This window comes from Desulfosoma profundi, assembly GCF_055387865.1.
Map to the genome: position 1 here is coordinate 1,781,980 of NZ_AP042420.1, position 25,870 is coordinate 1,807,849.

Sequence of the window (25,870 nt, forward strand, 5' to 3'; positions counted from 1 at the left end):
AGCCATAGAAGCGTTCCCCGCCCCAAAGAAAACAAAAACGGGCACTCATTTTGTGCCCGTTGGGGGAGACCGTGGTTATCAAAAATCACGCCGAAAGGGAAGAAAAAAATACAGGGCTACGACTGTGCGAGGGGGATTTTCAAGCGAACCCCAGGTTTGATTTTCTTCGGATCATCGATCTGATTCGCCGTCCTGATCTTTTCCGCGTCCACCTTGTACTTTCGGGAGATGGAGAAGAGATTTTCGCCCGGGCTCACCGTGTGTACGGTGGACGGACTCTTCTGCCCGGAAGACCCCTTGGATACCGAGGGGGGGCTCGTCGCCGTCTGAGCCTTTGGCGTCTCCCGACGTGTGACGCCTCCTCCCGATGATTTCGTTTGGGAAGCCGATGGAGGCTCCTGCCGAGGCGGGGCCACGACGAGGGTGCGACCGTTGGAGAGAGTCTCCTTCGTGCTCAGCTTGTTCCACGTTCGGAGGTCGCTCTCGGAAACCCGGTATTTTTTCGCGATGGCAGAAAGGGTATCGCCTTTTTTCACCACGTGGGTAAGGGCCGTCTGCGGTTCCGGCTTATCGGAAAAAACGGCCGATGGGGGCGCGTTTTTCAGCGGTGCCGTCGGCATCGGCTGGAAGCCGCTCTCCCGCTTTTCCCCCGGAGACGACTTCGGCGTGGAGTAACCGACTACCAGCTTGGATCCCGCACGCAGTGGCTTTTTGGAAGAAATGTTGTTCATGCGGGCCAGTTGTGTTGCCGACAGCCCATACTTCCGGGCGATGGACTCCAGAGTCTCATGCCGCTGTACCGCGTGGACTCTTTCGACTTTCTTTTCAACTTTGGGGGCCGCCTCGGCTGCACGGAGCCACGAACTCACATCCACAGGCGGAAGGGAGGCCACCGAGGCCACCTGGACGGGTTCCAGAGGGATGAGGGTTCGCAGCCTCAGGCTTTCGGCCAGATGGACGGGCTCCAATTCAAAGGCTCGGCGATAATACACCAAGGGAGTGCCGGGTATCAGGGGGGCATTGGGGTTGAGGTGGTTCCATCGTGCGAGGTCTTCCACTCGGACGCCGAAACTCATGGCCAAAGCGCCGAGGTCTGTTGCCCGCTTGTCCACGTAATAGAGGACTCTTTTGGGAAGAAAGCCCGCCTGGGCCAACTCGATGAGGGCCTTCTTTTCGGGATCCAACGACCCGGCTTGGGCCGCCAAAGTGGACCACGGGGCGTCAAAACGGACATGGATGTGGTCGTTGTGTAGGGGTTCATGCCGGATGGCGGCTTCCGAAGATCCCGACCCGACATCGTTGAACAATCGGTTGAGAAGGCTCTCGTCGAACCCCCGGGATAGCGCGAACTCGAAAAGCATTCGTTGGATTTTTCGGTCCACGAAAAGATATTGCACGCGGCCTGTGCGAATGAGGGCTTCGATGAGACACCAGGTTTTCGGCACATCCAGATTGCCTGCGTGCATGGGGATGAAGCGGTCCAAGGGCTCGTTGCCGATGGCGTACATCCCCAGATCCACATCGCGTCCGTTCTGGTGGGACTTATGTCCCTTGAGCCGCCCGCCACCCGGAGCCGAAAAATCCCCAATGAAAAGATCCACCGTGTTGGGGTATTTGTCGCGCACCGCTTCGATGGCTTCCAACAAGCTCCCGATGAGTTCCGGGGTCGCATACGCCAGATCGGGGTCTCGGACCTTGTAGCCTCCCATGTCCGTGGGGAAGACGATACCGTTCACGAGGCGACCGTTCCAGGGTTCTCCGATGGACTGGGTGAGGGCGTGGGAAGCGGAGGTCCAGATGAGGCAGGAACAGAGTGTGGTCACGGTGCCGAAAAGAGTGAAAAACCAACGCCGGCGCGCCCTGGGAAGGTGGAGGCCGGCTGACCTCATGCCACACAATAATAGATTGGCCGACCGCTCCAGGATGTCCCTCCTTCGCTCGGGGTTTACCTTTGTATACGCGTCGAGTGACCTCTTATCGTACGGCGGTGCCCTTCACCGCCAGGGTGAAACCTCGATGGGCGCACCCCCCATGGAACATCCTGCGGCGCGCCGTGCATCGTGAAACGTATTCCTAACTAAAGGAAGGAAAAGGATCTGTCAAAGAAAAAATGCAAAGCCGCTCAATGACATGGAAAAAGTAAGGGGAATCTAATTCTTCGATGCCCCGTCGGATTGTGATTTTTCTCGTATCGTGACGCTCAAGGGGCCCTTTTCGGGGGAGGGTTCGGAAGCGGTGCGAGCATTAAGGCGCTCGTAGAGGGCGATTTGTTCTGAAAGGCTCAAGCGCCGACCCGGGAGTCGGGTCCGACGGCAGGCCTGGCAGCGGGCTTCGGAGCATTGCTGACAGAAATGACAGTCAGGACAAGGATTTTTCTTGCCCGCATCGGCGCTCCCCGCGGGTTGATAGACGCGCAGAAGGCCGCCTCGGGGCACAAACTGCGGGTCGTCGTCTCGGTTTCGGGAATCCATGGGCAGCCTCCGGGTTCAGGTTGCCGTATTCTCGTGACTAAGCTAAGAAACCTCCAACTTCACGGCAACAGCGGGAAAGGGTGCCACAGGTGGGCGACGCTTTGGATCACGATTATTTCATGGGCCTGAGTCTGCAGGAGGCGGATCGGGCGGCGGAATCGGGCGAAGTGCCGGTGGGGGCGGTTTTGGTGGGCGTGGACGGCATCGTGTGGGCACGGGCCCATAACCTGACCGTGACGGCCCGGGATCCCACGGCCCATGCGGAAATGGTGGCTCTGCGGCGGGCGTCCGCCGTTTTGCGCAACCACCGTCTTTCGGGCACGATCCTCTATGTGACCCTGGAGCCGTGCCCCATGTGCCTGGGGGCCGTGATCCAGGCCCGGGTGGGCATGGTGGTCTTCGGGGCCGCCGATTCCAAGAGCGGGGCGGCAGGCGGTGTTGTGGACTTGACAAAGCCGGGATGTTTCAATCATAGTGTTCGGGTTCTGGGCGGGGTCCGCACCGATGAGTGTTCGGCGCGGCTCGCCTGGTTTTTTCAGGAGCGGCGCCTGGACAAACGCCGCATGCGCGGAGAGGTACCGAAGTGGCCGTAACGGGGTCGACTCGAAATCGACTTGTCCTGTGAAGAGCAGGGCACGTGGGTTCGAATCCCACCCTCTCCGCCAGTACTCCCGAAGGTTGTTCTTTGTCATTGAATCAGGTGCTGCGTTGCGGAGAGATGCCCGAGCTGGCCGAAGGGGCACGACTGGAAATCGTGTGTTCCGTCAAAAGCGGAACCGAGGGTTCGAATCCCTCTCTCTCCGCCACCTTTTTTGCTCCACAAACCCATGCCTTCGATGTCCCCATGTCCTATCTGGTTCTTGCCCGCAAATGGCGCCCTCAGACCCTTGAGGAAGTGGTCGGGCAGCCCCATGTGACCCGAACGCTGAAAAACGCCCTGCAATCCGGCCGAATCGCCCATGCCTACCTCTTCACGGGAGCTCGGGGTGTGGGCAAGACCTCGGTGGCCCGGATTTTGGCCAAAGCTCTGAACTGCGAAAAGGGCGTCAGTCCGGTGCCGTGCAACCGGTGCTCCAACTGTGCCGAAATCAGTCTGGGCAAGTCCGTGGATGTCCTGGAAATCGACGGGGCGAGTAACCGAGGCATCGACAGCATCCGAGAACTGCGGGAGACCGTCCGGTACCGGCCCACCAAGAGTGCCTATAAAATCTACATTATTGATGAAGTCCACATGCTCACCACGGAGGCTTTCAACGCGCTGTTGAAAACCCTGGAGGAACCTCCGGGCCACGTGGTCTTCATCTTTGCCACCACAGAACCCCACAAGATTCCGGCAACCATCTTGAGCCGCTGTCAGCGTTATGACTTCCGTCGGATTTCCGCGGCGGAGATCCTTAGCCAACTCCAAAGGATCGCTCGGGATGAGGGCGTGACGTTGTCGGATTCCGTATTGGATGCCGTGGCGCGCGAAGCCGACGGGAGCATGCGGGATGCCCAGAGCCTCATGGAGCAGCTCTTGGCCCTTCGGGGGGACGATCAAGAAGACAGAGAACTCTTGGATCTGCTCGGTGTGGTGGATCGAGAAAGTGTCTTCGAGGCGGCTGAAGCCGTTTTGACCCACAATCCCGCGGCGTGCCTGGATGTGGTGGAGCGCATCGACCGACGGGGAATGGACAGCCGTCGCTTCTGCCAGCGTCTGTGTGAACTTTTTCGGGACCTATTGGCCGTGTCGGTACGTCGAGACGGGTCCAGAGGGAAGGAACCCATCCGGGAAGAAGAACGGCTGCGGCAGATGGTGGAAAGGACCACGGAGGAACATCTTTTCCAGTGCTTCCAGATCCTCGTTTCCGGGGAAGAGGATATTCGGCGGGCTTCACTTCCCCGGGTGACCCTGGAGGTTCTGCTGCTTCGGCTTGCCTGTCTGCCGAGGGCCGAATCCGTGGAGAGCATTCTGGAGCGGCTCCACCGGATCGGGCCGGGAGTGCCGCCTGGAGGCACGGTGACTCCGCGTGCCGCCGTTCCTGCGGCCTCCTGGGAGCCTTTGGCAAAGGAGGGACGGGCTGCTGGCCGGTCTTCCGAGCCCTCCGAGGAAAGCCGTCCGGGCAAGCTCACAGCGGACGAGGTGGGCGGGTCCGGCGTGGACCCCGCGTCAGGCGGGACGGTGAGTGTGGAAGAGGTGGTGGAGCACTGGGACGCCTTTTGCCGCTGGTTGGAACAGCGGGATCCCATCACCGGGGCCAAGCTGGCCCAGAGTGCGGCGAGAGCCGCGTCGCCGGATCTCCTGACGGTGGAAGTCCTGGAGATTTACGAAGAAAGCATCAAAAACGGAGAAAGCGGACAGACGCTCCGCGGGCATCTTGCCCAGTATTTCGGTGGCCGGAAGCCCACGTGCACCCTAAGGTTTTCCGTGAAAAAGGCCTCAACCCGAGAGGGGTCGCCGTCCCGGAAAGAGTCTGGCCATGCGACGGCTGCGGTGTTGCGCCATCCCGTGGTGCAGCAGGCTCTGGAGATTCTGGGCGGGGAACTGGTCGAAATCCGACCGATCCGGCCGTCCAAGCCCGCACGACACCGCTCGGGCGAGACGCACAATCCCACATGAGGAGGCGATGCCGACGATGAAAGGATTCAACCCCTTGCAGCAGTTGAAAAATTTCCAAAAGCGATTGGCCGAAGTCCAGGAAGAATTGTCCCAGCGCACGGTGGAAGCGTCATCCGGTGGAGGCATGGTGACGGCGGTGGCCAACGGGCGTCAGGAGATCGTCAAAATCCGCATCGATCGACAAGTGGTGGACCCTGAGGACGTGGAAATGCTGGAAGATCTCATTACAGCGGCTGTCAACGAGGCGCTCAAGAGGTCGCAGCAGATGATGGCCGAGGAAATCGGGAAATTGGCCGGTGGGGTGAACCTGCCGCCGGGCTTCAGCCTCCCGGGCCTTTTTTAGGAAAGGACGGGTTCCATGGTGACGAAAGCCCATCCTCCCGTGTTGCGGGAGCTGGTGCGGAGGCTGTCCAAGTTGCCGGGGATCGGAGAAAAGAGCGCCACGCGGATGGCCATGCACCTTCTCAAGGCTCCGGAAGAGGAGGTGCGCGGCTTGGCGGAGAATCTCGTGCGGCTCAAGGAGACGATCCACACCTGTCCGGTGTGTTTCCATTTCACCGATGGGTCCCTGTGTTCCCTGTGCGCCGATCCCAACCGTAACACGGGGGAACTCTGTGTGGTGGAAACCAGTGCCGACCTGCTGGCCATTGAAGAATCCGGGGCTTTCAAAGGGCGCTACCACGTGCTCCAGGGCACCTTGACGCCTCTGGACGGCATCGGGCCGGAGGATCTGCGCATCGCGGAACTCCTGCAGCGCCTGGAGCGGGAAGGGGTGCGGGAAGTGATCCTCGCCACCAACCCCACCGGCGACGGGGAAGCGACGGCGCATTACCTGATGAAGCTCCTGGAGAAGAAGCCCGTCAGGGTGTCGCGCATTGCTTCCGGCATCCCCATGGGCGGCGATGTGAAGTATGCGGACAAGGTGACTCTGGAAAGAGCCCTCCAGGGGCGCCGGCACGTGCAATGAAGCACAAAATGGCTTGACCCTTGAGAAGTTGAGCCGTTATATAGGCACGAGTGATCGTGGGTTGTGCGGGAACAAGGACACATCCGGGAAGCCGCAACCGCCTTTGTCCCACAACACACCGCCGCGCAAGCGGTCCTGCCCTGAACCAGTGACAGACAACGGAGTATGTTTATGGTGGAGATTCGATTTCACGGTCGAGGCGGACAGGGAGGGGTGACGTCTGCGGAACTCACCGCCCTGGCTGCCATTGAACAGGGCAAGTACGCCCAAGCCTTTCCGAGTTTCGGCCCTGAACGACGGGGCGCTCCCGTCATGGCGTTTGTGCGGGTGAGCGATCAGCAGATTCGGACTCGGGAGAAGGTCTACAATCCCAATATTGTGGTCGTGTTGGACCCGACGCTGCTCCAGATCGTCAACGTGGAAGCCGGGGTGCCCGAAGACGGCATCCTTGTGGTGAACACCAAGCTCAGTGCGCCGGAACTGCGGCGTTCCTTGGGCTTGACCCGGCGTCTGGCCGTGGTGGATGCCAGCACCATCGCGGTGGAAGTGCTTCGGGTCCCCATCACCAACACCACCATGCTGGGCGCGCTCATCAAGGCCACCCAGGTGATTTCCATCGATGCCTTGCGCGGCCCTGTGGAGAAGCGTTTCGGTCCCATTGCGGAAAAGAATTTGAAGGCCTGTCTTCGGGCCTATGAAGAAACGGTCGTGGAGGGATGAACGGTGGCCAAGGAAACGGGAATCGTAAGGTGGAAAGACCTGGCGCTGGGGTGCACTTTGACGGAGCCCGGCACGGCGGCGCAGCTCAAAACCGGCGACTGGCGCTCCATGCGGCCGGTGACCAACTACGAGCTGTGCAATAAGTGCGGCCAGTGCTACATCTTTTGCCCGGACATGGTCTATACGCGGACGGCCGAGGGATATTACGAGGCCAACTATTACTACTGCAAAGGCTGCGGCATCTGCGCTCGGGAATGTCCCAAGGACGCCATCCAGATGGTAGAGGAGGAGAAGTGAGATGGGCAAGAGAGTGGGAATGGAAGTCTCCATCGCCGCGGCCGAAGTGGTGGGTCTGTGCGATGTGGACGTCATCGCGGCGTACCCCATCACGCCGCAGACGCATATCGTGGAGCATCTGTCGGAGTTGGTGGCGGATGGGCATTTGGACGCGGAATTCGTGCCTGTGGAATCGGAACACAGTGCCATGAGCACCTGTGTGGGCGCGGCGGCGGCCGGGGCGCGCACCTTCACCTCCACCAGCTCTCAAGGCTATGCCCTCATGGCCGAAATCTGCTACATCGCCTCCAGTTTGCGGCTGCCTATTGTCATGGCGGTGGCCAACCGCGCCCTGAGTGCTCCCATCAACATCTGGAACGACCATTCGGACATGATGATGGCCCGGGACACGGGCTGGATCCAGACGGTGGCCGAAAACGGCCAGGAAGTGGTGGATCTGTTGGTCCATGCCTATCGTGTGGCTGAAGACCCCCGCGTGCTGCTTCCTGTCATGGTCAATTTGGACGGCTTCACCTTGACCCACATGATCGAGCCCATATGGCTTCCGGACAAGGAAGAGGTGCAGAGGTATCTGCCGCCGTATAAGCCGCAGATCCGTCTTGACCCACGAACCCCGATGACCTTTGGTCCCGTGGGGATGCCGGAGGTTTACACGGAGGCCAAGAAGGCGCAGGATGAGGCCATGAACGGCGCTTTGCCTGTGATCGTGGAAGCCTGGCAGGAATTCGAAAAGCAGTTCGGCCGGGCTTATCATCCTGTGGAAACCTACAAGACGGACGGGGCGGAGATTCTTCTTCTGACGGTGGGCAGCGTGTCTGAAACGGCCATGACGGCCGTGGACAAAATGCGGGCCGAAGGCAAGAAGGTGGGCTTGGTGCGTTTGAGGCTCTGGCGTCCGTTTCCGGCCAAGGACTTGGTGGATGTCCTGAAGGCGGCCAAAGCCGTGGCCGTGGTGGACCGTGCCATGGCCTTCAGCACGCGCAGCGGTCCTCTGTGCGTCGAAGTCAAAGCGGCGCTCTACGACCACGGTCATTCGATCTACGTGCAGAACTTCATTGCCGGCTTGGGCGGTCGGGATGTGACGGTGGAAGACTTCGAGAGGATGGCGGCCAAGACGAGCGATGGGCTCGCCAAGGGCCTTCCCATGGGCTACGAAATCGTGAATGTGAGGGAATAAATGGGCATCGCAGCGGAAGCACTCAAGGATTTCAAGGGTTTTAACCCGAAGAAGCTCCCCGAGGTGGAACCGCTTTCTCCCGGCCATCGCGCGTGCCAGGGCTGCGGTGAGATCTTGGCGCTGCGCCAGGTTCTCAAGGCCTTGGGAGAAAACGTCATTGTGGCGAGCGCCACCGGGTGTATGGAGATCGTCACCTCGCCTTTCCCGCAGACGGCGTGGCGTGTGCCGTGGATTCACGTGGCTTTTGAAAACGCGGCGGCGGTCATCAGTGGGGTGGAGTCGGCCTACAAGGCCATGAATCGCAAAGGCAAAATCCATCAGCCGGACGTGGTTTTTCTGGCCTACGGCGGCGACGGGGGCACGGCGGACATCGGGTTGCAGGCGCTGAGCGGCGCGCTGGAGCGGGGGCACAATTTCATCTATGTGTGTTTGGACAACGAAGCTTACATGAACACCGGCATCCAGCGCTCTTCGTCGACACCTTACGGCGCCATGACCACCACATCGCCTCCGGGCAAGAAGAGCATCGGGCAGCGCACGTGGAAAAAGAACGTGGCCTACATTGCCGCGGCCCACGGCATTCCGTATGTGGCCACGGCCTCCCCCGCCTTCGCTTTGGATCTCATGAACAAGGTGAAGAAGGCGGCGATGATTCCGGGCCCGGCGTACCTCCACATTTATTCACCTTGTCCGACGGGATGGCGCCATGAAACGGATTTGGCCATCGAAGTGGCTCGATTGGCGGTGCAGACCAAGGTCTTTCCGCTGTACGAAGTCATTGACGGCAAGTGGATTTTGTCGCGCAAGGTGGCCAAGCCCAAGCCGGTGAGTGAATACTTCAAGGTGCAGCGTCGTTTCCGGCACCTGACGGAAAAGGATATCGAAGATATTCAGCGCCGCGTGGACGAGGAGTACGAGGAGCTGCTCCGGCGCTGTGCGATGAGCGGCGAGGCCGAAAAAAAGGAAGGGGAGGAAACCCAGGGCGAGTGATGACCTTGCGGTGGTCGCCACGGGTGCCGAAAGGGCTGGGAAACACCGGCCCGGCCAGGTTTCCCCTTGACAAAAGACGGCACCTCTGCTAATGGTTCGCGGCGCTTCGGCGGTCGACGAAGCGTCACATTCCCCGGTAGCTCAATCGGCAGAGCGGGTGGCTGTTAACCACTAGGTTGGCGGTTCGAGTCCGTCCCGGGGAGCCAGACAGATCAGGCTCGGTCCTTATGGATTGAGCCTTTTTGTCTTTTTAGGAGGTGGGCCTGTGGGATTCGTCTCTCTTTGCCGACGGCGTGGGTTACTTAACCTGAGCATCACCGGATGTGGCCCACCGCATGGCCCTGCATAAGGCCCGTGTCCTCTACTCCGAGTCCTACCCCGACAAATCCTCCGCGGCCCGAAGAGCACAGGAAAACGAGGGGTGCGGGCAAGCAAAAAAGGCTCGCCCTCTGCGGGTTGGCAGGAAATCCCGCGGCCGATTCAACGTTTCCCTCCCCGTCGCCCCCCTTGCGGCATGTTCAGCCTGAGCGAAGCGAGTCGGTGGTATAGGTCCGGAGAAATCAGGCAAAAACAAGCCAAAGTTTGTCGAAAAGCTGAGAGGCTTAGTCGCTGTTAATCTTACGAAAATCGGCGCGTGAGTTCATCTCCCCTCTCCCCGTTGCAGCCCTGTCCGGTAAGTCTACGCTGCGCAAAGCGAAGGGCGTCCGTTTCGGAAGTCCTGAGAAATCGGACTTGGTTCTGTGCGAAAAGTCAAAGGTTGGTGGAAAGAACAAAACTTCCCTTTTGCCGATGACTCGAAAGCTCGCCGCCCGATTCTCGCATTATCCGTAAAGGCCTTGTGCGCCAAGTTCACCCCGAGCGAAGCGAAGGCAGTCTGTCCCTGGAAGCCCGAGAAAATAAGCTCGACCCGCCCGGATCGAGCTGTTTTGATAGGGGGCCCCTTGTTATCCATCTGGGTTTGTCTGCGGTTCCTGCACATCCGACCCGTCCGGGAAGGCTCAGCACCGACAGGGTGGAGCTCAACGCCAAACGTTGGCCGTGAATCCTTGGCGGCCGGGTGTCAACCGGAGCCTGAGCCGGCGTGGCTGCCGTTGGAGAGTTTTTTCTTGACCGGCATGAAGCCGGTGCGTAAACGTTAATATAACAAATAAATATGTACCGCGATGGTAGCAATTGACGCTATTGAAATGTGAGCTTTCCAACGCCGGGTTGGCTTTGACCATATGGCTGCCGTTGATGAGGGGAAAAGACAGCTCTTAGCTAGCTCGACGAAAGAAGGCTTCGAGTTCACCGTGTGCGTAGGGGCACTCGCCTCGACTTATGACAATCGGCTTTGCCAAGACAACGCGTAAAAGAAAGGTCCGAATCCCGGTTAGATTCGATCCTTCTCGAAAAACCAAGCCAATGAACCAATGCCGAAAAGAATTCTCAAAAGAGGGCGGCAATGAGGACAACGAGGCTCACTGGTCGGATTGGGCAACGGATTTTCCTCCCAGGGCACTTCGATGTACCCGTGGTCCTGGAAGATGCGCGACCACTTGGTTCTCATGATTCCGCAGGCTTTGAGTGCCGTGTGCGTCTTCCCGACGGCTCATTGGAAGAGGCTGTCATCTCCGCGGAAGAAGCCTCGGCTGTCCTTGGTAGTGGGCCTGAGCAAGCCGGAGTTGCAGGCCCAGTGGACGCCGAGAAGCTCCGACTCCTGGTTGAGTCGGCCCGCATCCGTCTGGCTTATGCCCATGACCAACAGTTTGCCGTGAGTCTTTCAGGGATCCGGACGCTGCCGCACCAGATTGAAGCGGTGTACCAAGCCATGCTTCCACAGCCCAGGTTGCGGTTTCTACTGGCGGATGATCCAGGAGCTGGCAAGACGATCATGGCGGGGCTCCTGGTAAAGGAGATGAAACTTCGAGAGGCTATTGAGCGCATTCTTATCCTGTGCCCCGCACCGCTCACCATACAGTGGCAGGACGAAATGCTCCGCTGGTTCGGCGAGCCTTTCGACATTATCTTCGCCGCTGTCGACCAACAGCAATTGACCAATCCATGGCAGAGGTCTTCACAGATCATCGCTTCCATTGACTACGCGAAGCAAGATGACGTGCGGGAGCGGGTCTGGCAACAGCGATGGGACCTTGTCATCATCGACGAGGCCCACAAGTGTTCGGCCCGGACAGCCCCAGGCGGTAAGAATCGCGAATCCAAGGTGGCGACAACGAAACGCTATGATCTGGCGTTGCGTCTCACCTCACAAGCAGACCATGTCCTCCTCCTGACTGCCACACCCCACCATGGGGATGAAGATAAGTTCGCTCATTTTCTTCGGCTCATTGATCCGGACCTTTTTCCGGAACCGCACCGCCTGGGGAAGCAGGCTGCTGAAATAAGACAAAACGTTTTCCGACTCGGCAAGGATTCGCCGTGGTGTTTACGCCGCCTCAAAGAAGACTTGAAAGATGTCAATGGTAAGCGCTTATTTCCGGATCGACACGCACATACCGTCACTTTCTGCCTGAACAGCGACGAGTACAATCTTTACAAGAGCGTCACCGCTTACATCAACGAGTTTATCCCTCAGCAGACCGGCCAAAGACGTTCCTCTGCGGCACTGACCCGAACGGTTCTGCAACGCAGGTTGGTAAGTTCTACCTGCGCCATCCATGAGTCTCTCAAACGGCGGTTGAAAAAGCAGGAAGATCTCCTGGAAGAGCTCGCGGGGCTTCCCCCGGTCCAGCGTGCCAAGCGATTGGCCGCTTTACAGGGTCGGTTGCCTGATGCCGAGCAGGATGAGGACGATCTCGACGAGGCGGTACGCGATCAATTGGTCGATGAGTACACGGCCGCACTGGAACTTGAACAGTTGCGCGCGGAAATCTCCGCCCTCAAGGAGCTCGTCGAGCAGGCGCGAAGGGTTCGTGAAAACGCAAACGATTCCAAACTGGCCGCATTGAAGAAATGCCTCGGCGAGGCGCAGTTCAAGGACCTGAAGGACGGCCGCGGAAAGCTCCTGATCTTCACGGAACACCGGGATACCCTTAGCTACGTGCGCCAGCATCTTGAACGATGGGGTTTTTCCACCTGCGAAATCCACGGCGGCATGAACCCGCATGAACGCAAGCGGACTCAGGAGGTTTTCAGAACCGGGGCACAGGTATGCATCGCAACGGAGGCCGCTGGCGAAGGGATCAATCTCCAGTTCTGCCACCTCATGATCAACTACGACATGCCCTGGAATCCGACGCGGCTGGAGCAGCGCCTGGGCCGCATCCATCGCATCGGTCAGGACCGGGACGTTTACGCTTTCAACTTTGTGGCCAAGGACTCCGAAGACGGCCAGCCCATCGTTGAAGGCCGGATTCTCCATCGTCTTTTGGAAAAGCTGGATCAGATGAACGAGGCCCTCGAAGGCCGCGTTTTCGACGTGATCGGTGAAGTGCTGTCGCTGAACGACGTAAACCTCGCGGACATGCTCCGTGACGCGGCCTATGATCCCCGGCGGCTCGATGAGTATCTCGATCAAATTGATCGCATCGATCCGGCCAAGCTAAAAGAATACGAGGAAGGTACGGGCATTGCCCTTGCGCGCAGCCATGTCGATTTCTCAGCATTCCAGCGCCGGAACCTCGAGGTCGAGGAACGGCGGCTCATGCCGCGATATGTCGAGGCACAATTTATCGCCGCTGCCCGTGAAGTCGGTCTTCGGGTCGAACCAAGGGCCGACGGATTGTGGCGCGTCGAGCACGTCCTTGCGGATCTTCGCTCTGAACGCCTCCGCTGTGTCCAGAAGGTCGGAAAACCCGAATTATCCTACCGGAAGATCACCTTCCATAAGCATCACCTTGAGCAAGACGCCCATCTGGATGCAGTATTGTTGGGGCCGGGGCATCCGCTCTATGCGGCAGTGGACGAGAAACTCAATGAACGTCTGGCGGGTTTGATCGGAGGTGTTAGTTTCTTCGTTGATCCGCTGTGCACAGAGCCCTATTGCATTCATTTTTTCGAGATATCAATCCGTGGCAAGGACTCAAAAGGGAACGACGTGCCGCTCTATGGCGAACTCGTGGCTGTGCGGGAGGAGCAAGGGCATTACGAGCTCGTCTCAAGCGACATCTTGCTCAACCTAGCGACGCATCCGCATCCGCCGCGAGAAATGGAACCTCCCCCCACACAGGGAGCCTCCGATTTTCTGAAACGCACCTATCAACTCGAATGCCGCGCCCGCTGTCAGCGTGAACGGCAGCATTTTGCCCGGATTTGCCGGGAATACCTGGAAAAGTCGTTCAAGGCCCGGATTGACCGTGCCCAGGAGCGCGCCATGCGGCTTGCCGCCGAAGCAGTGACCAAACCTGAATTTAAACTTGCTGCGGATGAGGCTAGGAAATATGCGGATGAGCTTGAGCGCCAACGCAAGGAACGGCTCGACGGTTTAAATCGTCTTGAGATTGCCAGAACCGGCCCGGTCAAGCATATGGGCACCGCCGTTGTCCTTGGTCCCGATGCGGACACCCAGACCCAGCTCGCCGACTTAGCGGATGAACTCGATCCGAATATCCGCCGGCAGAGCGAGATCGCCGCCGAGGATAAGGTAATCGAAGCGCTTGTCGCCGAGGGCTTCCCCCAAGACCGAATCGAGCGGGTCGGTCATCTGAAGTTGGGCTTCGACATCCGCGCTCACAAGATCGCCGATGAAGCCACCGGCGAGGTCTTCGTCAAGAGAATCGAGGTCAAAGGACGCCTGCGCGGGCAGCCGGTCAGGCTGACCACCAACGAGTGGTACAAGGCGGCGCAACTGGCCGAGACCTACTGGCTCTATGTAGTGTGGGATCCCTTGAGTGATTCCCCTGAAATCGTGCGCATCCACAACCCCGTGGCCAAGCTCGACCATGTCAAACGAGAGATCGTGGCGGCGAGGTTTTATAAGATTTCCGCCGAAGCCATATTGTCGGCAGGAAAGAGTGGAATATGACCATGCCCAAACCTATCCACGAGATCAGAGATCCAATTCACGTATTTGTCAGATTGGACAATCACGAACGGGAAGTGCTGAACTCAAGACCTTTTCAAAGGTTGCGCCATATTCATCAGTTGGCCCTGACATTTCTCGTGTATCCTGGAGCTACACATAAACGGTTTGAACACTCCCTTGGGGTCATGGAGCTGGCAAGCCGTGTTTTCGATGTTGTTACAAACCCGAACAACATCTCAGATGAAATTCGAAGTCGTCTCCAACCGCTGGGGAAGGCAAACACCGACGAGTTGCGATACTGGCGCAGGGTTCTACGCATGGCGGCCCTTTGCCACGACATCGGTCACCTGCCCTTTTCCCATGCCGCGGAGGATTTGCTCCCCGACGGGTGGGATCACGAACGAGTTACTAGGGAGATAATCGCCAGCGAAGAGATGAGGCAGATTTGGGAAAACATGACCCCCACCGCTTCGGCAAGAGGACATCATCAAGCTTGCAGTGGGTCCCAAAAAGGCGAAAGATCTCCGGTTCTCAGACTGGGAAGCCATCCTTTCAGAGATTATTGTCGGAGACGCTTTCGGGGTCGACCGCATGGATTACCTTTTGCGCGATTCCCACCACCTTGGCGTCGCATATGGCAAGTTCGACCACTATCGCCTCATCGATACTCTCCAAATTCTCCCTACGCCTATGGCCGACGACGCGAACGGACTTGGGGAACCCGCTTTGGGTGTAGATGAAGGGGGTATTCAATCTGCAGAAGCCTTGGTAGTCGCTCGCTATTTCATGTATTCCCAGGTCTATTTTCATCCCATTCGAAGGATCTATGACATCCACTTAAAAGACTTTCTGAAAGATTGGCTTCCCAATGGGGTTTTCCCCACGGATATCGGGGAGTTTTTATCGATCACGGACAACGAGGTCACTGCGGCGTTTCTCCAGGCGGCCTTTGACACCGGCAAACCAGCGCATTCCCATGCCCGCCGAATTGTCCGGCGCGAGCATTTCAAACGCTTGTACGAAAGGAACCCGAACGACGTGGAAATAAACCCGGAAGCCGGCCAGGTGATCTTCAACGCTTTAAAGGAAAAATTCGGTGACGACTTGTTCCGCCACGATCGTTATTCCCAGGAGGGCAGCTCGCCCGATTTCCCGGTGCGTATGCGCGATGGCCGCATCGTCTCGTCGCTCGCTGTCTCAGAAGTCCTTAACAACGTGCCGGTGCTCTCTGTGGATTACGTCTTCGCAGAACGGGATATTTTCGACCGGGCGGAAAAGTGGCTGACGGAAAATCTGAATACAATCATCAAGCCTCAAAAAGAGGAGGATGACAATGGATAGACTGAAGCGAGCGGCGCTGATTACGCGGCTACTGGAGAACCTGCACGAAAAGGGGAGTTGGTGCGGGGAAACGCACGCCCAAAAAGCTGTTTTCTTCGCACAGGAACTTACGAAGATACCTCTGGAATTCGAATTCATCTTGTATAAGCATGGACCCTTTTCCTTCGACCTGCGCGACGAACTGACGAGCCTCAGGGCGGATGGGCTGATTCGGCTGGTTCCGCGCTTGCCGTATGGCCCTACCATCATGCCCACCGAGTTGGCCAAAAAGCTTCAGAACAACTATCGGAGGACACTTGGATTGTATGAAGACAAGATCGCCTATGTGGCTGGCAAACTCGGCGCCAAAGGTGTTGCTGACCTTGAACGTTTGGCAACAGCGCTTTATATCACCGAGCCGGAGGGGGTAGGCGAGCCACCCGAGAAAAGGGCGGCCAAACTCTCGGGGATCAAGCCGCACATTTCAAACGATCAGGCCCTGGAGGCTATTCGCGAAGTGGATCAAATGCTAGATGAAGTTCACAAAATCCTGCCTTGATAAGGAGCCCCTACATGTCTGACGACCGCAGACTCATCGAAGACTTCCTGCCGATCCAGGCCATCAGTGCCGAGGCGTCGCGGGAGAAATCCGTGCGCAAGGGGCACATTTCGACCCTTCACCTCTGGTGGGCCCGGCGTCCCCTTGTGGCCTGCCGGGCAGCGGTGTACGGGGCGCTTGTCCCGGCGTCGCGGTTCGTCCCGGAGAACGGGCCGGACAATAAAAAGCAGAGCCTGGGCAGGGCCAATGCGGCCAAGTTCATCGAGCGGCTCTGCAAATATCCGGGCAACCCTACCGTCATCAAGGAAGCCCAGGGGCACATCTTCGAAGCCCATGCCGAGCGGCTGACCATTGAGACCGGCAAGAAGGTGTCTGTCGAGGATATCGAAGAAGGCCGCGCCCCGCGTCCCAAGGTGCTTGACATGTTCGCCGGTGGCGGAGCCATCCCTCTGGAAGCCCTGCGCCTCGGTTGTGAAGCCTACGCCCTCGACCTCAACCCGGTGGCGCACATTATCGAGCTCTGCACCCTGGTCTATCCGCAGAAATACGGCAAGCCCGACCCGAATGTCCGCGGTATGACCGGCCCCGAGAACGCGAAGGGCGAAACCACCTGGGGCGGCCTGGCCGATGAGGTCCGCTACTGGGGCGAATGGGTGCTCAAGAAGGTCAAGGCCGAGATCGGCGACCTTTATCCACTGATACCCGATCCCGACTACAAGGGGAACAGACCGGCCGTCCAGGCCGAGATGTGGCAGTCTTCAGACAAGGAAAGCATCCCTCCCGGATACCTCATGCCGGTTGCTTACCTCTGGACACGGACCGTCCGCTGCAAGAATCCATCCTGCGGGGCGAGCGTGCCGCTCGTGCGCCAGACCTGGATGTGCAAGAAAAAAGACCGCTACGTGGCGCTCGAGATGATTGCGCCCAAGGAGGAAAAGCGGGTGCGCTTCGCGGTGGTCGAAAGCCCTACCGAAAAGGGACTTGGCTTCGATCCGGCGGCCTTCTCCAAAGGCGGCAACGCCACCTGCCCCTTCTGCGGCACCGTGGCGGACAGCGACTACGTGAAAAGCGAGGGCAAGGCAGGGCGCCTGTCTTCCCACCAGATGATGGCCATTGTCTGCACCCGGCCGGGACGTCAGGGGAAAATCTACCTCTCGGCCGACGACTACCCCCAGTTTTGGCCGGATGATAACGCGATCCGCGCCCGCATCGAGACCCTGTGCCGACGCACCGGCCTGACCGTGCCGAGCGAGCCGATGCCGAAGCAGGGGACGCTGGGCTTCCGCGTGCAGCCCTATGGTGTGAAGACTTGGGGCGATCTCTTCACCCCCCGCCAGATGCTCTGTTTACTCACCTTTGCCGCGGCGGTGCGGGAAGCTGTGGGAGAATTGGAGCGTGAGGGCGTGGAGCGTGAACGTGCCAAAGCTGTGGCGACGTATTTGGGTGCTATGCTGAGTCGAATGGTTGATTTTAACTCCTCTCTGTGCGTTCATAACTATTTTGGAAGCAGTCGAATAGCCCACACATTCGGTCGCCAAGCACTTCCCATGGTTTGGGACTTTGCCGAGGCAAATCCTTTTAATATTGGTAGCGGTGGTTGGGGAGCCGATGATATTGTTTCGGCATTAAAATCGCCTGATTCGGATATTTCAACTCGTGCCACCGTCACCCGCGGGTCGGCAACCGCGCTTCCCTGGCCCGATGCCTCCTTCGATGCCGTCATCACCGACCCGCCGTACTACGACAACGTTCCCTACGCCGACATCTCTGACTTCTTTTACGTCTGGCTTAAACGCACCATCGGCCATCTCTATCCTGAACATTTCGCCACGGAAGGCACACCAAAAAAACAAGAGGCCGTAGCCGATGCGATGCGTCACGGCGGCAGCAAGGAGAAGGCCCGCGCCGCCTATGAACGTATGATGGCACAGGCCTTTGCCGAGGCCAACCGCGTGCTCAAACCCGGCGGCCAGATGACCGTGGTCTATGCCCACAAGACGACCCTCGGTTGGGCTACCCTGGTGGACGCGCTTCGTCGTGCCGGATTTATCGTCACGGAAGCCTGGCCGCTTGATACGGAGAAGCCCGGTAGACTCCGCGCACAGGAGTCTGCTGCCCTCGCCTCCAGCATCTTTCTGGTGGCGCGGAAGCGGGAAGGTATGTTGACCGGCTCTTACGAAGACGATGTCCGCCCCGACCTCGATACGATCGTCCGCGAGCGCGTGGATTCGCTCTGGAAGATGGGCATCACCGGCGCGGACCTGGTCATCGCCGCCGTGGGCGCGGGTCTGCGCGCCTTTACCAAATTCGCCCGTGTGGAATACGCCAACGGCGAGGAGGTCCCGGCCGAGAAGTTCCTGGCCGAGGTGGAAGGGGTCGTGCTGGAGACGCTTCTGGAAAAGATTTTCGGTGTGGCCGGGAGCGGTGTCGCCGCGGTGGACGGCCCGAGCCGGTTCTACGTGCTCTGGCGCTACACCTACAAGGCGGCCGAGATGGACGCGGGCGAGGCCATCGTTTTCACCTACGGCCAGAATGTAGAGCTGGATGGCCAGAACGGACTCTCGTCCGGAAGCCGCGCGCTGGTCGAAAAAAAGAAGGGGAATTACCGGCTTCGAGATTTCACCGAACGGGGTGATGACGAAAAGCTGGGGATGCCAAAAGATGACGGCAAACCCTCCCCGCTGATCGACATCCTGCACCGCATCCTCTGGCTGCTGGAAAACGAGCCCCGCAAGCTCAATGCTTTCCTCGATGAGGCGCGGCCGGACCGCGAACGGTTGCGACTGGTCGCCCAGACCCTGGCCGGAACGGCGTTGGAGGGAGGACAGGCTTCCAGCCAGTCGCCTGCGATGCTTACAACACCAGCGGAAGGTGCCGCGCTCAAGAAACTCCTCGCGAACTGGCGGGCATTGATTGATACGAGACTGTCAGACGTCGATGTAAAGACCGGTCAGATACGTATGCAATTCGATGGAGGCAAACAATGAGCACCCACCAGTTTCGTCCCTGGACCGACCTGGTCAAGCTCCATCCTGATGTGGAAGCGGGGGCACTGACCGAGGCGGTATTCGCTATTGATCTCGGAGCCATCGCCGCGGGTGATCCAAACGTTCCCGTGGTCAACCGAGACCCGGAGGCCTTCTTTCGGGCGACATATCTCACTGCCGATCTGCGAAAGCTCCTCGAGGAAGTGCTGGCTTGCCTGGCCGGAAAGAGCGGATACAACCGAGTGCTCAAGCTCCGCACCCCCTTCGGCGGGGGTAAATCGCATACCCTTGCGGCGCTGTTCCATGCCGCACGGAACCGAGAAGCCCTGGACGGCATCCCGGAGGCGAAGGAATTCGCCCGACCCGGCAAAGTGGCCGTAGCCGTTTTCGACGGCGAGAAATTCGATGCCCGCAACGGCAAGACGCTCGATGACGGCCGGACGATCCAGACCATGTGGGGCTGGATTGCCTGGCAGATCGACCCCGAAAAGGCCTTTCCCCTGGTGGCCGATCACGACAAGGATCGCGTGGCTCCAGGCGGGGATATCATCCGTGATCTGCTCACCAAGGGGTCTGACGGCAGGCCGGTCCTCATCCTCCTCGACGAAGTGCTCAAATATATGGAGCGCTCCGCGGCGGTCAGCGTTCTCGATTCCACCCTCCAGCGCCAGACCAAGGATTTTTTCCAGAACCTGACCGTCGAGGTGGCCAGCAGCGAGAAGGCCGCGCTCGTCTATTCGCTCACCTGGAGCGCCAGGGAAGCCTTAGGAAACGTGGGACTGCTTGCCGAGATCGACAAGCTCGCCTCTCGGGTGGATCAACTCAGGGAGCCCGTCTCCGGCGATGAGATCCTTCCGATCCTGCAGCGGCGTCTGTTGGGAGAGGTTCCTGATGTTTCCATAGCCACGGAAGTTGCCACAGCCTATCAGGACGTGGTAACCGGCACGCGGCGCGCCTATGCCGAAACCCCCTCCGAGCGCCAGCAAGCCGAGGAGGAAGGCTGCCTTTTGCGTGATCGGATGCGGGCGGCGTATCCGTTTCATCCCGCGCTCATCGACATCATGAGGGAACGCTGGACCGCCGTGGATGCCTTCCAGAGAACACGCGGTGCATTGCGATTCCTGGCTTCCTGCCTGTATTCCCTCAAGAAGAACGGCGGGGCGAAGGCACTTGTCGGGCCCGGAGATATACCACTCAAGGACGTGGACGTCCGGGTCAAAATGCTCAAAGAGCTCGGGGTGCAGAACGACTATGACCCGGTGATAACGGCGGACATCGACGGTCCGAATGCCCGGGCAAAACGAATCGACGAGCGGATGGCGCGCGAGACGCCGGCGCTTGCCCATGTGAAACCTGCCACGCGCATTGCCACGGCCATCCTTTTGTATTCATTTGGCGGATTGAGGCGTGAGGGCTCGGGCAACGACGAAACATTGCCGCCCGGCGTTACGGAGAACGAACTACTTGCGGCCTGTGTCGGTCCCGACTTGGACAACATCACGGCCACTGCCGTCCTGTCCGAACTCCGCAATACATGCCTCTACCTGCATTACGATGGCGTCCGGTATTGCTTCAAGAAGGACCCGAATGTCACCAAGCTGATCGAGGATGCGGAGCAGAGCATTGCCCGCGAGGATTCCCAGGTGCGCGGACACGGCCCGGTCCGAAGCCAGATCAAGGAGATGCTGGATGCTCGCCTGGCCGGTCATCATACGGCCATCGTCTGGCCGGCGAAGAGCCAGGACATTCCCGATGAGGACCCACGATTCCTTGTTGCCTACCTTCCCCTCGAGTTCGCTGCCGAGGACAAATCGGAGCAAGAACACCAGGCCAAGGAGTACCTGACCCAATACGGGAATCGTCCCCGACGCTACCGCAACGCCCTGGGTCTTGCGATACCGGAAAAAAGACAAATCGAGGCTTTGCGGCGTGCTGTACGGTATCTCTTGGCCATCGACCGCGTGGAAGCCAAGAAGCAGCAACTTCGGCTCACCAAGGACCAGCTTGATCAACTACGGGAGAGGAAACGCACAGAGCAAGCTGCGGCCGAGTCATGCTTCCGGGAGCTTTACACGGCCGTCTGGTTGCCTCGGGTTCAGGACGGTCAAGTGGAAATCGAAAAGGTGGAACGGGGCGGCCGACCACTTCAGGCGACCGGCATCCACGAGCGGATCATGGAACTTCTCACCAGCGTGGGGACGCCGCGCATTCACGGATCGGTGACGCCACGGAAGATTGCCGAGCGGGTGCGGCTCGGAGAATCTTTAATCGAGGGGGAGCCACCGCTCATGGGCATCAAGGCGTCCGATGTGCTTGAATCGTTCTTCCGTGATATCTTCCCTCCCCGGTTGGAATCCGCATCCGTCCTGCGTAAAGGTATTGCTCGCGGCGTATCGGAAGGCGTCTTCGCCTATGTGAATGGGGGCAGCCCTGTTCTTGGTCCAGATGGAAAGTACCAGATAAATTTAGATAAAGTCTTTTTCGGCCGCCCCATTGATGATGACGAGATCGACTTCGAAACCGGCTTTCTCATGATGCCGGCAGCGATCCCGCAAGCGCCGGTGGCCCAACCCGCTGGAGCAGCACGAGTCGAAACTGGTTCTGTCTTGCCACCAAGTGTCCATGAGGCCCCGAGAGGAATGGGCAGGGGAATCGATACCGGATCAGTAACTATCGGGACGGATACCGCCGGTCGAAAGAACCGGGTTGCTTTTGCCTTTGAAGCGACGAGAGAACAGATCTTCAAGGCCTTCCCGGCCATCGCGAACCTGGCCGACCAGTGTGACGGAGCCAAAGTGCGAATCCGCATCGAGGGCATATCCTCTGCCGGGTTCGATCCATCGTGGTTCCGCAACGCCGTGTCTGAACCACTCGACGAGGCAGATATCCGATATACTGCAGAGGAATGAAGCAGGAAGATTGTGATCCACGAGGAAGCAGCAAGATGATTCAACAGCGCGCGATGCCTCATGCTGGGCAACTCTGACCCGGTCAAATTCCGAATCGAGGGCTTGTTGCACAAGCGTCAGCACTTTCGGAATGGAAAAGCCGGGAAACAACTCGATAGTGTAAGTCGCGAATTGGGAACAGCGGAAGCACCATTCTCCATGGGATCTCGGGATAGGAATGGCATATGGCAGGCTTTCTTGATGACCAAAATACCCAAGCCGCTTTTTCGAGACTTTTGAGTGAGGTGGCTAAGTCCCTGGCCCTGTTCCTTGAGCGGGAGTTGCCGAACCTTTTCAAAGACTGGTGGAATCAGGCCGTCGTGGACAGTTTGTCGTTCCAACAGCGGCGGCGGATGGAACAACCGGGCATAGCCTCCCTCGGTGCTTTGGACCTCGCCGCGCTGCTTCGAGTGCTCGATCAGAATTGGTATCAGATTTCCAACAAGCTCGGCCTGACATCGGAGGCACGTCATTTCGTCAAGGAAATGCAGACTATCCGGAACCGGTGGGCACACGCGACCACTGAAGGTTTTCCAGTTGATCGTATATACCGCGACTTAGACACTCTCCAGCGTTTTGCTGGGGTCATCAAGGCGAATGAAACACTAATAGAAGAGGTGCGATCCTTAAAGATGGCGCTTCTCACGACACAGATGGAATCGCCTGAGAAAGCCGATGCCGCTGCCCTTGAATTCTCTCTGAAGCCCAAAGGCAATGATGCCGAATTTGAACCGGGGCAGATTGTATGTCTTCGGTCTGACCCAAACATTCGCGGTGCTGTGATTGCCGTCCTGTCGGGCAAACCGGAAAATCGCTTCAAGGTCTTCGTGAATGGTCAAACCCAGACTTACTATGCGTCTCAGTTAAAGCCCGAAGATACTTCCGATGACGAAACCGCGTTTTTACCCTGTGATCAGTTCCACGCCTACCTCACTGCGCTGCAAATCAAATATCCGGGCCTATCTACACTTTATTCGCTCAACGCCGCCCGTGTGGATTTCATTCCGTATCAATTTCGGCCCGTGCTGCGGTTCATCAGGTCGGATCGGCCTCGATTACTGATCGCCGACGGCGTTGGCGTCGGCAAGACCATCGAGGCAGGGCTTATTCTCCGCGAATTGCAGGCAAGACGTGATGTGCGGTCAGTTCTTATCGTGTGCCCTCGCCCGTTGGTGACCGAACGTAAATGGATGAACGAAATGAAGCGTTTCGAGGAACGCTTCACACATCTCGATGGCGACACCCTGCGTTACTGTATAAACGAAATGGACCTTGAGGGCGTCTGGCCCGAGCAATACCAAAAAGTGATTGTTCCCTATTCCTTGTTCGATGAAGCTTTGCTTTATGGTTCGCGACCTGACGGCAAGCGAAAACGCAGGAAAGGGCTGCTTGACCTCGACCCACCGCCTCGGTTCGACCTTGTCATTGTCGACGAGGCGCACCACATACGCAATCAAGATACATTCAGCCACAAAGCTGTGCGCTTTTTCTGTGACCACGCTGAGGCCGTCATCTTCTTGACTGCGACACCGATTCAGCTCGGAAGTAACGACCTTTTCGTCCTCCTCAATACGCTTCGTCCCGATTTGATTATCGATCGGGAGAGTTTTGAGCACATGGCGGAACCCAACCCTTACATTAACCAAGCGATATCGCTTGCCCGGGCTCAAGGGCCGGAATGGCAACGCCGGACAAGTGAGGCCCTTGACCAAGCTGCGGCCACCGCGTGGGGCCAGGCGATCCTACGCCACAATCCGAATTTTATCCGCATACGTTCCAGGCTGTCCGAAGGCGACGTCACAAATGAGGAACGTGTTCAGATCATCACGGACATGGAAGCCCTGCACACTTTCGCAGGGATTATCAATAGGACCCGCCGCAGGGACATCGGTGATTTCACGATACGGAAGCCTGAGACCGTGGTCGTTTCCTTCACACCCGCCCAGCAGGCTCTGCATGACGAACTCCTCAGGGTTCAGGCCGAGATATTCGACCGGCTTCGCGGAGATATCAATGTCAAATTCATGATGACCACGATCAGGCGGCAAGCCGCGAGCTGCCTTTTCGGACTGGTTCCTTTTCTTGAAGATATTCTGAAACGTCATATTGATGAGCTGGTCTGGGAGGAAGGCGATAACACTGAGGCGGTTCTGCAAGTCGAGACGGTCGAGACCATACAATCGCAAATCCAATCCCTTCTTGAGAGTGCACGATTGCTCGACCCCTACGATCCGAAACTGGAGGCCCTACGCGCCGTCATCCAGAGCAAGCAGAAGCTGCCCAATAATAAGGTGATGCTGTTTAGCAGCTTCAGGCACACGCTCAATTACCTCTATCAACATCTCAAAAAGGATGGTTTTCGCGTCGGGATGGTACACGGCGGGACACCGGACGAAGAACGCGTCGATCTCCGAGGTCGCTTCGCGAAGCATCGAAGCGATGCGGATAGCTTGGATGTCCTGCTGCTCTCGGAAATTGGCTGCGAGGGTCTCGACTTCCAGTTCTGCGATTGCATCGTGAACTACGATTTGCCCTGGAATCCGATGCGCGTGGAGCAACGCATCGGCCGCATCGACCGGCACGGACAGAAAAGCGAAAGCGTCGCCATCATCAACCTGATTACGCCGGGCACCGTCGATGCTGATATCTACGAACGTTGCCTTCTGCGCATAGGAGTGTTTAACAGCGCTTTGGGCGGGAGCGAGGAGATTCTCGGTGAAATCACGAAGGAGATTCGAGATATTGCCGACAACTTGACTTTAAGTGACGAGGAACGGAGGGCGAAGCTTCAGCAGTTGGCGGACAACAAGATTCGATTGATACGTGAGGAGGAGGAACTCGAGCAACGACAAATGGAACTTTTCGGCATCCACTTGCCCGAAGACCGGATGAGGAAAGAAATCGAGGATGCCTCGAGTTACTGGTTATCACCGACCTCAGTACAAAGGATTGTCCATCTGTATTTAAAAAAGGCCTGTGAAAAAGATCAGGAATTTATCCTCGGAGAAAAACCCCTTAAAACCCTGCGTCTTTCCCAAGAAGCCCGAGGCATCCTGCTGCGCGATTATCAGCAGCTTCCCAAACAAAACACTATTACCTACCGAGAGTGGGAGAACTGGCTTAAAGGAGATAATCCTCAGCTTAAGATAACCTTTGAATCGGAATGTGCGGCGGAGCATCCCGAGGCGGCTTTCATTATGCCGTTACATCCCTTGGTTCGACAAGCCGCGATGTCGTTCGATATGAAAAAACGAGCGGTCGCCATGCTTAAGGCTCACTCCAGCGACGTTCCTCCGGGTCGATACGAGTTTGCTATTTATCAATGGCGGTTTCATGGGATCAGGGAAGATCTGTTGTTGCGTCCGGTCGCTTCCTCCCCAATGGTCACCTCTCACCTTGCTCGTTTGCTGGAAAAGGCAACAGATCTTGATATTGAGGATGCCAAGGTAATCGACCCAATTACTTGGGACAGACTCGATGCCCAACATTATGAGCTGTGGTCCGATGCTCGGGCGAAGCATCGGCAAAGAACGCGGGAATTAGCGGAATTTCGCCGGGAGAGCCTGACAAAGAGTCATCGGGCGCGGATAGCGCTTCTTGAGGAACAGCTCAAGCAGGCCAGCAACGAAAAGATTAAGAGAATGCGCCAGTCTCAAATCTCGGCGGCTGAGGCGGACTATGCGAGGCGCATTCAGGATTTGGACATTGCCATGGAAAGGGCGGAAATAATCGCGGAGCCGGTTGCATACGGGGTGATTGAGAACATCGGAGATACGCCCAGTGCCAACGGACTACGATAAAATACGTGACGACAACATCCGCGAATATGGCCAGGGAACACGTCATCTATCCTTTTTGGGAAGACTATATAC

Annotated in this window: 16 protein-coding genes, 3 tRNA genes and 1 pseudogene; 18 read left to right on the plus strand and 2 right to left on the minus strand. The window is 58.0% G+C overall.

Annotated elements, in window-relative coordinates:
- Nucleotides 1-116: 116 nt before the first annotated feature.
- Both ACZ5K9_RS07650 and ACZ5K9_RS07655 read right to left on the minus strand, forming a co-directional pair.
- The gene (locus ACZ5K9_RS07650; RefSeq protein WP_464273829.1) at nt 117-1,889 is read right to left on the minus strand and encodes a penicillin-insensitive murein endopeptidase; all 1,773 of its coding nucleotides are present in this window, start codon (nt 1,887-1,889) and stop codon (nt 117-119) included.
- A 261-nt stretch (nt 1,890-2,150) separates the two neighbouring features.
- Nucleotides 2,151-2,471: a hypothetical protein gene (locus tag ACZ5K9_RS07655; protein ID WP_464273830.1), complete on the minus strand. Its 321-nt coding sequence runs from the start codon at nt 2,469-2,471 to the stop codon at nt 2,151-2,153.
- An 89-nt stretch (nt 2,472-2,560) separates the two neighbouring features.
- Between ACZ5K9_RS07655 and tadA the strand changes: the two genes are divergently transcribed.
- From tadA to ACZ5K9_RS07745, 18 genes and pseudogenes are all read left to right on the plus strand, one after another.
- Nucleotides 2,561-3,064 carry a tRNA adenosine(34) deaminase TadA gene (gene tadA, locus ACZ5K9_RS07660; RefSeq protein ID WP_464273831.1) on the plus strand — a complete coding sequence of 168 codons (504 nt, stop codon included), beginning with the start codon at nt 2,561-2,563 and terminating at the stop codon, nt 3,062-3,064.
- Nucleotides 3,041-3,136: transfer RNA gene (locus ACZ5K9_RS07665), tRNA-Ser, on the plus strand. Before tadA ends, ACZ5K9_RS07665 begins: the two co-directional genes overlap by 24 nt.
- A gap of 47 nt (nt 3,137-3,183) precedes the next feature.
- Nucleotides 3,184-3,277: transfer RNA gene (locus tag ACZ5K9_RS07670), tRNA-Ser, on the plus strand.
- A gap of 38 nt (nt 3,278-3,315) precedes the next feature.
- Nucleotides 3,316-5,070, plus strand: coding sequence for a DNA polymerase III subunit gamma/tau (dnaX, locus tag ACZ5K9_RS07675; protein WP_464273832.1), 1,755 nt, complete (start codon nt 3,316-3,318; stop codon nt 5,068-5,070).
- A gap of 7 nt (nt 5,071-5,077) precedes the next feature.
- Entirely contained in the window at nt 5,078-5,413 is a 336-nt protein-coding gene (locus ACZ5K9_RS07680; protein ID WP_464273833.1) for a YbaB/EbfC family nucleoid-associated protein, read from the plus strand.
- A 15-nt stretch (nt 5,414-5,428) separates the two neighbouring features.
- Complete coding sequence (gene recR / locus ACZ5K9_RS07685) at nt 5,429-6,037, plus strand: recombination mediator RecR (RefSeq protein WP_464273834.1); 609 nt, start codon at nt 5,429-5,431, stop codon at nt 6,035-6,037.
- 171 nt (nt 6,038-6,208) lie between these two features.
- Nucleotides 6,209-6,757, plus strand: coding sequence for a 2-oxoacid:acceptor oxidoreductase family protein (locus ACZ5K9_RS07690; protein ID WP_464273835.1), 549 nt, complete (start codon nt 6,209-6,211; stop codon nt 6,755-6,757).
- A gap of 3 nt (nt 6,758-6,760) precedes the next feature.
- Nucleotides 6,761-7,054, plus strand: a complete 294-nt coding sequence (locus tag ACZ5K9_RS07695; RefSeq protein WP_464273836.1) for a 4Fe-4S binding protein — start codon at nt 6,761-6,763, stop codon at nt 7,052-7,054.
- 1 nt (nt 7,055) lies between these two features.
- Nucleotides 7,056-8,231 (plus strand): transketolase C-terminal domain-containing protein, encoded by a 1,176-nt coding sequence (locus ACZ5K9_RS07700; protein ID WP_464273837.1) that lies wholly within the window; start codon nt 7,056-7,058, stop codon nt 8,229-8,231.
- Nucleotides 8,232-9,221 carry a pyruvate synthase subunit PorB gene (gene porB, locus ACZ5K9_RS07705; protein WP_464273838.1) on the plus strand — a complete coding sequence of 330 codons (990 nt, stop codon included), beginning with the start codon at nt 8,232-8,234 and terminating at the stop codon, nt 9,219-9,221.
- A 130-nt stretch (nt 9,222-9,351) separates the two neighbouring features.
- Nucleotides 9,352-9,427 (plus strand) — tRNA-Asn (locus tag ACZ5K9_RS07710).
- Nucleotides 9,428-10,665: 1,238 nt separating this feature from the next.
- Nucleotides 10,666-14,184: a helicase-related protein gene (locus ACZ5K9_RS07715; RefSeq protein ID WP_464273839.1), complete on the plus strand. Its 3,519-nt coding sequence runs from the start codon at nt 10,666-10,668 to the stop codon at nt 14,182-14,184.
- 185 nt (nt 14,185-14,369) lie between these two features.
- Nucleotides 14,370-14,624 (plus strand): annotated as a pseudogene (locus tag ACZ5K9_RS07720) (HD domain-containing protein); the annotation flags it as partial.
- A 58-nt stretch (nt 14,625-14,682) separates the two neighbouring features.
- Complete coding sequence (locus ACZ5K9_RS07725) at nt 14,683-15,525, plus strand: HD domain-containing protein (RefSeq protein ID WP_464273840.1); 843 nt, start codon at nt 14,683-14,685, stop codon at nt 15,523-15,525.
- Nucleotides 15,518-16,063, plus strand: a complete 546-nt coding sequence (locus ACZ5K9_RS07730) for a hypothetical protein (protein WP_464273841.1) — start codon at nt 15,518-15,520, stop codon at nt 16,061-16,063. Before ACZ5K9_RS07725 ends, ACZ5K9_RS07730 begins: the two co-directional genes overlap by 8 nt.
- Nucleotides 16,064-16,077: 14 nt before the next feature.
- Nucleotides 16,078-19,050, plus strand: coding sequence for a DUF1156 domain-containing protein (locus ACZ5K9_RS07735; protein WP_464273842.1), 2,973 nt, complete (start codon nt 16,078-16,080; stop codon nt 19,048-19,050).
- Entirely contained in the window at nt 19,047-21,959 is a 2,913-nt protein-coding gene (locus tag ACZ5K9_RS07740; protein ID WP_464273843.1) for an ATP-binding protein, read from the plus strand. The genes ACZ5K9_RS07735 and ACZ5K9_RS07740 overlap by 4 nt, the downstream gene beginning before the upstream one ends.
- A 224-nt stretch (nt 21,960-22,183) precedes the next feature.
- Nucleotides 22,184-25,798 (plus strand): helicase-related protein, encoded by a 3,615-nt coding sequence (locus ACZ5K9_RS07745; RefSeq protein WP_464273844.1) that lies wholly within the window; start codon nt 22,184-22,186, stop codon nt 25,796-25,798.
- Nucleotides 25,799-25,870 lie beyond the last annotated feature (72 nt).

Coding starts and splice junctions, on each gene's coding strand:
- porB (WP_464273838.1), top strand. CDS start 8,232: ATGGGCATCGCAGCGGAAGCACTCAAGGATTTCAAGGGTTTTAACCCG.
- ACZ5K9_RS07655 (WP_464273830.1), bottom strand. CDS start 2,471: ATGGATTCCCGAAACCGAGACGACGACCCGCAGTTTGTGCCCCGAGGC.
- ACZ5K9_RS07680 (WP_464273833.1), top strand. CDS start 5,078: ATGCCGACGATGAAAGGATTCAACCCCTTGCAGCAGTTGAAAAATTTC.
- ACZ5K9_RS07700 (WP_464273837.1), top strand. CDS start 7,056: ATGGGCAAGAGAGTGGGAATGGAAGTCTCCATCGCCGCGGCCGAAGTG.
- ACZ5K9_RS07735 (WP_464273842.1), top strand. CDS start 16,078: ATGTCTGACGACCGCAGACTCATCGAAGACTTCCTGCCGATCCAGGCC.
- ACZ5K9_RS07740 (WP_464273843.1), top strand. CDS start 19,047: ATGAGCACCCACCAGTTTCGTCCCTGGACCGACCTGGTCAAGCTCCAT.
- recR (WP_464273834.1), top strand. CDS start 5,429: ATGGTGACGAAAGCCCATCCTCCCGTGTTGCGGGAGCTGGTGCGGAGG.
- dnaX (WP_464273832.1), top strand. CDS start 3,316: ATGTCCTATCTGGTTCTTGCCCGCAAATGGCGCCCTCAGACCCTTGAG.
- ACZ5K9_RS07690 (WP_464273835.1), top strand. CDS start 6,209: ATGGTGGAGATTCGATTTCACGGTCGAGGCGGACAGGGAGGGGTGACG.
- ACZ5K9_RS07745 (WP_464273844.1), top strand. CDS start 22,184: ATGGCAGGCTTTCTTGATGACCAAAATACCCAAGCCGCTTTTTCGAGA.
- ACZ5K9_RS07730 (WP_464273841.1), top strand. CDS start 15,518: ATGGATAGACTGAAGCGAGCGGCGCTGATTACGCGGCTACTGGAGAAC.
- ACZ5K9_RS07715 (WP_464273839.1), top strand. CDS start 10,666: ATGAGGACAACGAGGCTCACTGGTCGGATTGGGCAACGGATTTTCCTC.
- ACZ5K9_RS07650 (WP_464273829.1), bottom strand. CDS start 1,889: ATGAGGTCAGCCGGCCTCCACCTTCCCAGGGCGCGCCGGCGTTGGTTT.